This is a genomic window from Nocardia sp. NPDC004340, assembly GCF_053602575.1.
Genome location: NZ_JBSGDW010000001.1, coordinates 1257917 through 1269837, shown reverse-complemented (window position 1 = coordinate 1269837; position 11921 = coordinate 1257917). Strand labels below are relative to the sequence as shown.

Genomic DNA, 11921 nt, shown 5'->3' with positions numbered 1-11921 from the left:
GTCGTACGATTCGCCCCATGTCCGCGCCCCTAGATGGTGTGAGCGGTGAACAGTCGGTGGCGGAGAACGACCGACAGTTCAGCGAGCTACCATCCGGAATTAACCAGACAGTTGCCATAGGCCGTAAAGCTGCGCGGGTGCGATCTTGGCCCGAACGAGTACTCCCGACGCCCCCCGGGCGCGGGTGGCGAAGCAGACCCTGGCGGGACTACGCGCTCTTCACCGTCCTGGTCGCGCCCAACCTGATCCTGTTGGGGCTGTTCGTCTATCGGCCGCTGATCGACAACGTGCGTCTGTCCTTCACCGACTGGAACATCTCCGCGACCACCCTGAATTGGGTCGGATTCGACAACTACACCGAATGGTTCGGGCGCGACGACACCTGGCAGATCGTCGGCAATACCGTCGTGTTCACCGTCGCCGCGGTGCTCGGCAGCATGATCCTGGGCCTGGCCCTCGCGCTGCTACTGGACCGCAAACTGGTCGGGCGCAATGTGGTTCGATCCGCCATCTTCGCGCCGTACGTGATCTCCGGCGCTGCCATCGGCGTGGGCTTCCAGTTCATCTTCGACCCCGGCTTCGGCCTGATCCCGGACCTGCTGCAGCGGATGGGAATCCACTCACCCGACTTCGCGCAGGACCCGCACTGGGCGCTGTTCATGATCACGGTCACCTACATCTGGAAGAACCTGGGCTACAGCTTCGTCATCTATCTGGCGGCGCTGCAAGGCGTTCGGGCCGACCTGATGGAGGCCGCCGAGATCGACGGCGCGAGCCGCTGGACCACTTTCACCCGGGTGTTGCTGCCGCAGCTGCGGCCCACCACCTACTTCCTGTCGATCACGGTGCTGCTCAACTCGCTGCAGGTCTTCGACCTCATCAATGTGATGACGCGCGGCGGGCCCATCGGCACCGGCACCACCACCATGATCTACCAGGTCTATCGCGAATCCTGGGTGAACCAGCGGGCGGGCTACGGCGCGGCCGTGGCCACCATCATGTTCCTGGTGCTGCTGATCGTGACATTGATCCAGGTGCGCGTCATGGACCGAGGGGACGAGAAGTGAAGCGGCTGAACCTACTGCGCGCGTTCAACGATCGGGAGTTGTGGGCCAAGGTGTTCGGCTACGCCGCCATGGTGTGCGTGCTGATCATCATCGGCGTCCCGCTGTACTACATCCTCACGCGCTCGTTCATGGCGCACGCGGAGGTCTACTCCCAGCCGGTCAGCTACTGGCCGAAACAGTGGCTGGCCTCCAACTATCACGACGCCACCACCACGCTGCCGTTCTGGCAGTTCCTGCGTAACTCCATCATCGTGACCAGCATCGTGTCCGCGGTGAAGTTCGTGCTCGGCGTGCTCAGCGCCTACGGACTGGTGTTCCTGCGCTTCCCCGGCAAGAACATCGTGTTCCTGGTGATCATCGCGGCGCTCATGGTGCCCAACCAGATCACCATCATCTCCAACTACGCGCTCATCGCGCAGCTGGGCTGGCGGAACACCTTCCAGGGCATCATCGTTCCGCTCTGCGGCGTCGCCTTCGGCACCTTCCTCATGCGCAACCACTTCCTGTCGCTGCCCTCCGAGGTGATCGAGGCGGCGCGGATGGACGGCGCGGGCTGGTGGCGGCTGCTCACCCGGGTGGTGCTGCCCATGTCCGGGCCCACCATGGTGGCGTTCGCGGTGGTCACCCTGGTGAACGAGTGGAACGAATACCTGTGGCCGTTCCTGATGGCCGACGACGCGCGGGTCGCCACCCTGCCGGTCGGCCTGACCCTGCTCCAGAACACCGAGAACCCCAGCGTCACCAACTGGGGACCGGTCATGGCCGGGGTCATCCTGACCATGCTTCCCATCCTCGTCGTCTTCCTGGTGCTCCAGCGCCAGATGATCAAGGGCCTCACCTCCGGTGCGGTCAAGGGTTAAGTCCCAGAAGGAGATCCCTGTGTCCGAATCACGATTTCCCGCGCTCTCGCGTCGCGGCTTCCTCGGCCTGGCCGGTGCGGCCGCCGGCGCCGCGGCCCTGACCGCGTGCGCCGGTTCCGGTGGCGGCGGCACCCAGGGCGGCGACTCGAAGACCATCACCTTCTGGTCCAACCACCCGGGCACCTCCAAGGACCAGGAAACCGAGCTGATCAACCGGTTCCAGGCCAAGTACCCGGACCTGAAGGTCAACCTGGTCGACGCCGGCAAGAACTACGAGGAGGTCGCGACCAAGTTCAATGCCGCGCTCTCCGGCGGCGAACTGCCCGACGTGGTCATCCTGTCCGACGTGTGGTGGTTCAACTACGCGCTCAACGGCACCATCGAGCCGCTGGACAGCCACTTCGCCAGCGCCGGGGTGAACGTGTCCGATTACGTGGACACCTTCATCGGCGACTACAAGTTCAACGGCAAGACCTGGGCGCTGCCGTACTCGCGCTCGACGCAGATCTTCTACTACAACAAGGACGTCTGGGCGAAGGCCGGGCTGCCCGACCGCACCCCGAACAGCTGGGACGAATTCGACGAGTGGGGCCCCAAGATCCAGGGCGTGCTCGGCGGCGACAAGTGGGCGCACGGCTGGGGCGACGCGAAGAACTACCTGGCCTGGACCTTCCAGGGCCCGTGCTGGACCTTCGGTGGCGCGTACTCCGACGAGTGGAAGCTCAAGTTCACCGACCCGGCCACCGTCAAGGCCGGCCAGTACCTGCGCGACTCCATCAACACCAAGAAGTACGCCAGCATCCGGCCCACCTACGCGGTCGACTTCGGCAACGGCATCATCGCCTCCGCCATCGGCTCCACCGGTGACCTCAAGAGCATCAAGACCAACTCCGCGGGCAAGACCGAATTCGGCACCGGCTTCCTGCCGCACCCGAACGGGGCGGGCGCCACCACCGGTGGTGCGGGCCTGGCGATTCCGTCGCGCATCAGCGACGCCCGCAAGGAGAACGCGCTGAAGTTCATCGACTTCATCACCAACGCGGCCAACACCTCCTACTTCTCGCAGGCCACCGGCTACATTCCGGTACGCAAGTCGGCGCAGCAGGATCCGAGCATGGCGGACTTCCTGTCCAAGAACCCGAACTTCAAGACCGCCATCGAGCAGCTGCCGCTGACCAAGCCGCAGAACTACGCGCGCGTGTTCGTGCCCGGCGGCGACCAGATCATCGGCACCGGGCTCGAGCAGATCGGCCTGCAGAACCGGGATGTCGCAGGCGCTTTCGGCGACATCGGCAACCAGCTGCAGACCATCATCGACCGGCAGATCACACCCAAGCTGCCCAAGTAAGAACTAGCCCTCACGCTGCCGTCAGGGGCCGGAGGCGTCGCTCCGCCTCCCCGTGCTTGCCCGCGTAACCACGTAGGCCCCCCGGCAGCGTGAGTATTGAACAAGGAGACCCGCCCGACATGGCGACTGTGCAGTTCGAGGGTGTTTCCCTCACCTATCCGGGTGCGCCCGGCCCCGCGGTCGACGACCTGAACCTGGAGATCGCCGACGGCGAATTCCTGGTGCTGGTCGGGCCTTCGGGCTGCGGCAAGTCCACCAGTCTGCGCATGCTGGCGGGTCTCGAAGCGGTGACCGCCGGGCGGCTGCGCATCGGCGGCCTGGACGTCACCGGCCTGCCGCCGCGCTCGCGCGACGTGGCCATGGTGTTCCAGAGCTACGCGCTCTACCCGAACATGACCGTGGCGGACAATATGGGATTCGCGCTGCGCAATGCCGGAATGAGCAAGGCCGACACCCTGGTTCGGGTCAAGGAGGCCGCGGCCATGCTGGAGCTCGAGGACCTGCTGGACCGCAAACCCGCGCGGCTGTCCGGCGGCCAGCGGCAGCGCGTCGCCATGGGCCGGGCCATCGTGCGGCGGCCGCAGGTGTTCTGCATGGACGAACCGCTGTCGAATCTCGATGCGAAACTGCGGGTCTCGACCCGCTCGCAGATCGCCGCACTGCAGAAGCGGCTCGGCACCACCACCGTCTACGTCACCCACGACCAGGTCGAGGCCATGACCATGGGACACCGGGTGGCGGTGATGAAGGACGGGAAGCTGCAGCAGGTCGCCGCGCCACGGGAGCTCTACGACAACCCGGTCAACACCTTCGTCGCCGGATTCATCGGATCGCCCGGCATGAATCTGCTCACCGCGCCCGTGCGCGAGGGCGCGGCCGTGCTGAACGAGCTGCGAATCCCGCTGCCGCACAGCGTCGACGGCGCGAGCGTCATCATCGGCATCCGGCCGGAATCGTGGGAGGTCACCACCGACGCGAGCGATGCGCTCGCGGTCGAGGTGGAGCTGCTCGAGGAGCTGGGCTCGGAGTCGTTCGTCTACTCGCACGGCGTGGCCGACGAATGGTCCAGCCGTTCGGGCCGGGTGGTGGCGCGCGTCGACCGGCGCTTCCAGGTCGCGCTCGGCGACCGGCTCTACCTGACGCCCAAGCAGGACGAACTGTTCTTCTTCGACGCCGAAACCGAAGAGCGCCTACGCTGATCCACCGCTCCCCGGCCTCGAGCCCCACCCGTCGGGACGGGGCTCGAGGTCTTCAGCCGTGAGTGATCACCAGATCTTCACGCGCTCCGCGGGATCCAGGTAGAGAGCATCGCCGGGAGTGACCTCGAAGGCTTCGTGGAAGCTGTCGAGGTTGCGGACGACGCCATTGCAACGGAACTCCGGCGGGGAGTGCGGATCGACCGCGAGACGGCGAATCGCCTCCTCCGAGCGAGCCTTGGTGCGCCACACCTGCGCCCAGCCGAAGAACACGCGCTGCAAGCCGGTCAGCTGGTCGAGGACGGGGGAGTCCTGACCTTCGATGGCGATCTTGTACGCCTCCAGCGCGATCGAGAGACCACCCAGATCGCCGATGTTCTCACCGATGGTGAACTCGCCGTTGACCGTGTGGTCGTCGGACAGGTCCTTGGGCGAGAAGGTGCTGTACTGGGCGATCAGCGCCTTGGTGCGCTTGCCGAACTCGGTGCGGTCCGACTCGGTCCACCAGTCGATCATGTTGCCGTCGCCGTCGTACTTCGAACCCTGATCGTCGAAGCCGTGGCCGATCTCGTGGCCGATGACCGCGCCGATCCCGCCGTAGTTGGCGGCGTCGTCGGCGTTCATATCGAAGAACGGGGGCTGCAGGATCGCTGCCGGGAAGACGATCTCGTTCATGCCCGGGTTGTAGTACGCGTTCACCGTCTGCGGGGTCATGAACCACTCACCGCGGTCCACCGGGCCGCCCAGCTTGTTCAGATCCCGGTCGTGCTCGGCGGCGTACCCGCTGCGGTAGTTGCCCACCACGTCGGCGGGATCCACGGTGACGGCGGCGTAGTCGCGCCACTCCTCCGGGTAGCCGATCTTGGGGGTGAACTTCTCCAGCTTGGCCAGCGCGGCCTTCCGGGTGTCCGGGCCCATCCACTCCAGCTGGGAGATATTGCGGCGGTAGGCCTCCTGCAGGTTCTCCACCAGCTCGACCATGCGGGCCTTGGCCGCGGGCGGGAAGTGCCGGGCCACATAGAGTTTGCCGACCGCCTCGCCGAGCAGGTCCTGCACCAGGGAGACGCCGCGCTTCCAGCGCTCCCGGTTCTCCTGCGCGCCGGTCAGGGTGCGGCCGTAGAAGTCGAAGCTCTCCTCGACCAGGGCCTCGGTGAGATACGGGGCGCGGGCCTTCACGACTCGCCAGGCGGCCCAGCCCTTCCAGTCCTCCAGCGACTCCGACGCCCAGGTCTGGGCGAAGGTGCGAACGTAATCGGGCTGGCGCACCACCAGTTCCGCGAACAGCTCCGCGCCCGAGCGGTCCAGGCCGGCGGCCAGCGCGGAAGTCCAGGCGGTCCAGTCGAATTCCGGGTTCTCTGCGGCCAGGTCCGCGAAAGTCACCAGGTTGTAGCTCAATTCGGCGTCGCGACGGCGCACCACGTCCCAATGGCCCGCGGCCAGCTTGGCTTCCAGGTCGAAGACCCGCTGCGCGTCGTAGTCCAGGCCCGCCAGCTCGAACATGCGGCGCATGTGGGCGACGTACTTCGCGCGGATCTCCGCGTATTCGTCCTTGTGGTAGTACGACTCGTCGGGCAGGCCGATGCCGGACTGGGTGGCGTGCACCAGGTAGCGGGTGGAGTTCTTGTCGTCGGTGTCGACGTAGAAGGCCAGCGCGCCGCCGACGCCGGTGCGCTGCAGGCGGCCGATGAGGGCGGCGAACTCCGCGCGGTCGGCGACCGCGGCGACGGCGGCCAGCTCCTCGGTGATCGGGGTCAGCCCCGCGGCCTCGATGACCTCGGCGGCCATGAAGCTGTTGTACAGATCGCCGATCTTGCGTTCTTCGGATCCGGGCGCGGCCTCGGCGGCCGAGGCGTCTTGGATGATCCTCTGCACATCCAGTTCGGCCTGGTCGTAGAGCGTGCGGAAGGCACCGTCGACCGCCCGGTCGGCCGGTATTTCATAGGTGTCCAGCCATTTGCCGTTGACGTGCGCGAACAGGTCGTCCTGCACCCGAACGTCCGCGTCACGGAAGGACAGGTCGATACCGGAGGGAGGCGTCAGCTGCGAAGTCACGATCCCCAGTATGCCCACTGCGAGGGCATCCGGCCGGGGTGTGTGAACTTCGCACCCATTGCGTTCACGATGGGTGAACGCACCGATTCAGGCGCCGACCGGCACCCGGTCGAATTCCCCGTCCCGGGCGCCGTCGACGAAAGCGCGCCATTCGCCGGGGGTGTACACCAGGGTGATCGGTCCGTGCCGGAGTGAGGTGTGGCCGTCCGCACCGGTCTCCGCCATGAGCGCGGTGCGGTGGATATGGCGGCCCAGCACGACGGCCAGGAATGTCATCCATTCGGCCGCGGTGACGGTGATGATGGGCTCGTCGTCAGGGCGATGTTCCGGATTGCGCCGGTACTTGCTGTCGCGGATGAGCACCGCATCACCGTCGAATCGAACCTCCACGCACTGATTTCCGTTATTGGTACGAGTCGACGTGAACCAGCCGCTGGATTCCGGCTGATACTTCGCGGTGGTAAGCATGTGCAGCATTTTACCGTTACGCATGCGTCTCCTACCCTTGCGAATAGCGTTTGATGAGCTCCAAAGATTCTGCGCGACCGAGTGATTGGTCGAGTGCGCGCACAAATGCGAACCGCAGATCGCGAATCTGATCCGGATCCTCCACGGCCCCACCGAAAACCGCGCTCTCCACCCAGGTGAAGGTGGGAAGACTTTCGGAAGCGAAATCCAGCAGATGGAAACTCGAACCACCCAGCATCGCGCCGCGTGTCGCGGTGAATGGAATCACCCGCACCGAAATGGAATCCAGTTCGTCGAGCAGTGTCGCCAGATGTTCGAGTTGGCCGCGCAATACTTTCGGGCCGCCGATCTGCTGCAACAAGGTGGCCTCGCCGATCACCGCGGTGAGCTCCACCCGGTCGTCGCCGCGCAGCCGTTCCTGCCGCTTCAGCCGCACCGCCACCAGCTGTTCCACCTGCACCGGACGGATCATGACGTCGGCGCTGATCAGCGCCCGCGCGTATTCCTCGGTCTGCAGCAGGCCCGGCACGACCAGGCTGTCGTAGCTGAGGATGCTCTCCGCGCCCAGCTCCATGCCGTAATACCGTTGCAGCTCAGGCCCGATCAGCGCCGAGGACTTGGCCCACCAGCCGCGCTCCTTGCTGAGCAGCAGCAGCTCCAGCAGTTCGTCGCGCTCCTCGCCCTCCACCTCCAGCAGCTCCAGCACCGGGCCGATGGTGGTCGCGGTGAGGACGCGGCGGCCCTTCTCCACATGCGACCAATTGGCCGGGGTGAAGCCGACGCGCTTGGCGAACGTCGCCGAATCGAAGCCGCACTGCTCGCGTAATTCACGCAGCCGCAGGACCAGCTCCCACCGGGCGACGGTAGGCGAGACGGGTGCCATGGCGACCGATGCTACGCCGCGAAACTCGCTGGCGTGTGACTATTGTCATAGTGATTGCGCGGGCTTACTGTCGGTAGCAGGAGGTTCGCCATGAGCGCGCTGGACCCGTCGTCGTACACCGCCACCCAGGAAGCGCTGGCCCGGTGCAGACGCTACCGCAAGGACCACGGGCTGTACGGCGTGGTGGATTCGACGCTGGGCCGAATCATGTTGGAGGTCGGGGCCGTCGGCGCCGTGACCATGCCCGCCGAGCTGGGCCGCAGGGTCCGCGACCAGCTCACCGCGCGCGAGCGGCGCGGTCCGGTCATCGCCCATCCGCGCTCCGGCCGCTGGACCTTCCTCACCGGACCCAGCGACGACTCATATCTCGACATCACGCTGTTCTCGGATCTTTTCCGCGATTGCGCATCCGTTGCGCAGCCCGGCAGCACCATCGTGTTGCCCTCACCCACCGACGAGCACAACGCCTACCGCACCTGGATTCACCCGCCGGAAGGGGACTTTCGACCGGAACTGTCGGAAGTGCTGGCGGCCGTACGCGAATGCCACCCGGGGGCAGCCGGATCCAGCACCGGCGGCGTCAGCGCGTCGGAACCGGTGTGAGCGTCACGCTGAACTTGTCCTCCAGCCGCTGATCGAACTCACGCTGGCACTGATCGACCTTGGCCTGATCGCCGTTGGCGTCGCGGACACAGTCCAGGAAGTCGGTGGCGCCGGTGTCCTTGAACACCGTCCACACCAGCACGCCGATCACCGCACCGCCGATCAGGCTGATCACACCCATGATCGTGCCCGTCAGCGCCATCCCGAAGCCCCCGGCCGCCCCGCGCCGCGCCTTCATCACCGCGATCAGGCCCAGCACGATGGCCACCACGCCGCAGATCAGGCCGACGATGGTGAACAGGACGGTCCAGAACGTCAGCAGGCCGATGATGCCGAAGACCAGGGCGGTGATCGCCATGCCCTTGCGCTGCGGCGACTCCTGCCAGTACTGCCCGCCGCCCGGCGGCGGATAGTTGCCCGGCGGCGGGTACGCGCCCGGCGGGTAGTTCCCCGGCTGCCCCTGCTGCGGCGGGTAGTTTCCCGGCTGCCCCTGCTGCGGCGGGTACTGACCGTACTGGTCCGGCGGCGGGTACTGGTTCATGGGCCGATGCTATTGCCCGCCGAGCCGGGCATGCATTTCCCACACCAGGATCTCCGACGGCAGGTTGGCCGTGACCCGCTGGCCGCCGCTGCGGGCCAGCCGGACCGCGTCGCCCTCGTACAGGGTCCCCGCGCCCTCCATCTCCACCTCGCCGCGTGCGACGAAAACGTGCAGGTAGGGGGCCTCGGGTAGGCGGACCTCGGCGCCCTCACCGGGCATCCGGGCCACATGCATGGCGGAATGGCTGCTGGCGATGGCGATGGCCGTGCGGTCGCGGTAGCGGGGCAGGCCCGAGGCCACCGTGACCAGGTCGCCGCTCGCGAGTTCGGCGTCGATCTCGAGCTGCTGGTAGCCGGGGGTCAGCCCGGAGTCGTCGGGCACCACCCACATCTGCACGAAATGCACCGGCTCCTGGTGTTCGGGCGCATTGCTGAGCCGCCAGGAGTCGTTCTTCTCCGAGTGCAGGATGCCGGTGCCGGCGCTCATCCGCTGGGCCAGGCCCGGGTAGATGACGCCGTTGTGGCCCAGGGAATCCTGATGCACCAGGCTGCCGCTCAGCACCCACGTGACGATCTCCATGTCCCGGTGCGGATGGGTCTCGAACCCCTCGCCGGGCAGGACGATGTCCTCGTTGTTGACCAGCAGCAGGCCGTGATGGGTGTTGTCGGGATCGTAGTGTTCTCCGAAGGAGAAAGAATGCTTCGAATCCAGCCACGCCACACGGGTTTTCATGCGGTCGCCGCCACGATGGATATCGATGTGTGGTGTCGTGAGGGTGGACACCGCCGTACTCCTCTCACCGGCGAGCACCGATCGGATTCCAGGGTAGGGGCCGATACAGCGGCCCAACTTGAATTCCGGGTTAAATTCTAGCGTGCGGGCAGCGCTGCCCCACCTGCCGCCGACCAGGTACTACGCTTCCGGCAATCGACCCGGGCAAATGCTCGGCGATTGTCCGGTCGCCCGGTCGCCACCTTCCCGGATCCCGCCCCGACCATCAGCGGGTTTCGGTCGGCGACCGTATCATGATGTGCCGCAAGCGAAACGGGAGGGAGAGCAGGGGGATGCGACCCGAGGTACTCGCGGGCATCGAGCGCGAACTCCGGCAGCAGGCCGAGAGCGAGGGGATCGCTCATTTCGTCATGGGCGTGGCCGTCTTCCGGGACGGCAAACTCCTGGTCGTACGGCGTGTCGAGGAAGGCTCGCACGCGGGGATGTGGGAACTGCCGGGCGGCGGCGTGGAATCGGGGGAGACCTTCGCCGACTGCGTGGCCCGCGAGCTGTTCGAGGAGACCGGGCTGCGGGTCGTGAACATCACCGATGTGCTGGGCGGCTTCGACTACGCCACCCGCACCAAGTCGCGGGTCCGCAAATACAGCTTCGTGGTCGAGGCCGAACCCGGCGAGATCCGGCTCGACCCGCTCGAGCACGACCGCTACCAGTGGATCGATTCCGACAGCGTCGACAACCTGCCCATGGCCGATGACATGCGCGCCGCCGTGTTCGCCCTGGTGACCACGCACCCGTCGCGGTGACCGCGCCCCCGCCCGCCGAGCCGCGCACCCGGCTCGCCGCGGTGACGGCCGCGCTGCGCGACAACCCGGGCACCCTGCGCCTGACCATGGTCCGGCTCACCGGGCAGTTCGGCGACGGCATGTTCCAGGCCGCGCTGTCGGGCGCGATCCTGTTCAACCCCGAGCGGCAGACCGATCCGCTGGCCATCGCCGGGGGCTTCGCCGCGCTGCTGCTGCCGTATTCGATCATCGGGCCGTTCGCGGGCGCGCTGCTCGACCGCTGGGACCGCCGCCGGGTGCTGCTGTACGCCAACCTGCTGCGCGCGGTGCTCATCCTGGCCACCGCGGCCGGGCTGCTGGCCGGGATCCGGGCCACGCCGCTCCTGCTGGGCGCGCTGGCCGTGGTCGGGGTGAGCCGCTTCGTCGGCGCGGGCGTGTCCGCGTCGCTGCCCAAGGTGCTGTCCCAACGCTGGCTGGTCCCGATGAACTCGGTACTGGCGACCGTGGCGTCCGGATGCGCGATTCTCGGCGCGGGCCTGGGGTTCTCGCTCATCGGGCTGATCGGGGCCGGTGACTTCGCGTCCGCGGTGGCGACCGCCGCCAGCGCCTCGGGCTCGATCGTGAGCGGGCTGGTGGTGGCCGGATTCCGGCCCCGGGCACTGGGTCCCGACCGGGACGGGCCCACCGGCGACACCGCGGGCGGGCTCGCCACCGTGCGGGCCATCATGGCCGGACTGCGCCGGGGCGCCACCGCGGCCTGGGGATCGCGGGACGTGACCACCGCCTTCCTCGGGATCGGCGCGCACCGCGTCGTGTTCGGCGCGGACACCCTGCTCATGGTGCTGGCGCTGCGCCGCGGCGACGAGTCCGCGGTCGGCACCCACCTCGCCAAGTTCAGCGCGGCCATCACCGCGACCGGGGCTGGACTGGTGACCGCGGCCGTGGTGGCCCCCTTCCTGATCCCGCGGCTGGGCCGCCCGCGCACCGTGGTGAGCTGCCTGGTGGCCGCGATCATCGTGCAGCTGACCCTGGTCACGCCGATCACCGTCGCCACCGGCGAGACCGAGCGGCGGGCGGAACTGCTGCTGCTCGCGGCGGCCTTCCTGCTCGGGCTGGCCGGGCAGGTCATCAAGCTGACCGGCGACGCGGCCATGCAGATCGAGATCGACGACACCCACCGCGGCCAGGTGTTCGCGCTGCAGGACACGATCTTCAACATCACCTTCGTGCTGGCGCTGGCCGGGACCGCGCTGCTGATCCCGGCGGACGGGCGCTCCCCCGCGGTGGTGGTGGCCGCGGCCGCCGTCTACGCCTGCGGAATCGTCGCCATCGGGGCGAATTGCCGCCGACGGACCGGTCCGTCCGCGGCATAGATATCGGCTCGATCAC

General features: G+C 67.3%; 12 protein-coding genes. 7 read left to right on the top strand and 5 right to left on the bottom strand.

What is annotated here, in order from left to right; genetic code table 11:
* Positions 1–137: 137 nt before the first annotated feature.
* From ACWEOI_RS05575 to ACWEOI_RS05560, 4 genes are all read left to right on the top strand, one after another.
* Positions 138–1067 (top strand): ABC transporter permease subunit, encoded by a 930-nt coding sequence (locus ACWEOI_RS05575; RefSeq protein WP_433669488.1) that lies wholly within the window; start codon positions 138–140, stop codon positions 1065–1067.
* Positions 1068–1135: 68 nt separating this feature from the next.
* Entirely contained in the window at positions 1136–1927 is a 792-nt protein-coding gene (locus ACWEOI_RS05570; RefSeq protein WP_433673529.1) for an ABC transporter permease subunit, read from the top strand.
* A 19-nt stretch (positions 1928–1946) separates the two neighbouring features.
* Complete coding sequence (locus tag ACWEOI_RS05565) at positions 1947–3275, top strand: ABC transporter substrate-binding protein (protein ID WP_452359021.1); 1329 nt, start codon at positions 1947–1949, stop codon at positions 3273–3275.
* A gap of 119 nt (positions 3276–3394) precedes the next feature.
* Positions 3395–4474, top strand: a complete 1080-nt coding sequence (locus ACWEOI_RS05560) for an ABC transporter ATP-binding protein (protein ID WP_452359020.1) — start codon at positions 3395–3397, stop codon at positions 4472–4474.
* A 66-nt stretch (positions 4475–4540) separates the two neighbouring features.
* Here the strand turns inward: ACWEOI_RS05560 and ACWEOI_RS05555 are convergent, their stop codons facing one another.
* The 3 genes from ACWEOI_RS05555 to ACWEOI_RS05545 form a co-directional block, all read right to left on the bottom strand.
* Positions 4541–6523: a M13 family metallopeptidase gene (locus ACWEOI_RS05555; protein WP_452359019.1), complete on the bottom strand. Its 1983-nt coding sequence runs from the start codon at positions 6521–6523 to the stop codon at positions 4541–4543.
* A gap of 87 nt (positions 6524–6610) precedes the next feature.
* The gene (locus ACWEOI_RS05550; protein ID WP_452359018.1) at positions 6611–6991 is read right to left on the bottom strand and encodes a DUF397 domain-containing protein; all 381 of its coding nucleotides are present in this window, start codon (positions 6989–6991) and stop codon (positions 6611–6613) included.
* 31 nt (positions 6992–7022) lie between these two features.
* The gene (locus ACWEOI_RS05545; protein ID WP_379271834.1) at positions 7023–7874 is read right to left on the bottom strand and encodes a Scr1 family TA system antitoxin-like transcriptional regulator; all 852 of its coding nucleotides are present in this window, start codon (positions 7872–7874) and stop codon (positions 7023–7025) included.
* 90 nt (positions 7875–7964) lie between these two features.
* On the opposite strand from ACWEOI_RS05545, the gene ACWEOI_RS05540 reads away from it, so the two are divergent.
* Positions 7965–8477, top strand: a complete 513-nt coding sequence (locus tag ACWEOI_RS05540; protein WP_433669497.1) for a hypothetical protein — start codon at positions 7965–7967, stop codon at positions 8475–8477.
* Here the strand turns inward: ACWEOI_RS05540 and ACWEOI_RS05535 are convergent.
* Together ACWEOI_RS05535 and ACWEOI_RS05530 are read right to left on the bottom strand one after the other, a co-directional pair.
* Positions 8455–9018 (bottom strand): DUF4190 domain-containing protein, encoded by a 564-nt coding sequence (locus ACWEOI_RS05535; protein ID WP_433669498.1) that lies wholly within the window; start codon positions 9016–9018, stop codon positions 8455–8457. The two genes, ACWEOI_RS05540 and ACWEOI_RS05535, sit on opposite strands and share 23 nt — an antisense overlap.
* Positions 9019–9027: 9 nt before the next feature.
* Entirely contained in the window at positions 9028–9801 is a 774-nt protein-coding gene (locus tag ACWEOI_RS05530) for a pirin family protein (protein ID WP_357088559.1), read from the bottom strand.
* A gap of 281 nt (positions 9802–10082) precedes the next feature.
* On the opposite strand from ACWEOI_RS05530, the gene ACWEOI_RS05525 reads away from it, so the two are divergent.
* Positions 10083–10553: an NUDIX domain-containing protein gene (locus tag ACWEOI_RS05525; protein ID WP_433669500.1), complete on the top strand. Its 471-nt coding sequence runs from the start codon at positions 10083–10085 to the stop codon at positions 10551–10553.
* Positions 10550–11905, top strand: a complete 1356-nt coding sequence (locus tag ACWEOI_RS05520; RefSeq protein ID WP_452359017.1) for a hypothetical protein — start codon at positions 10550–10552, stop codon at positions 11903–11905. Before ACWEOI_RS05525 ends, ACWEOI_RS05520 begins: the two co-directional genes overlap by 4 nt.
* The last annotated feature ends 16 nt before the right edge of the window (positions 11906–11921 follow it).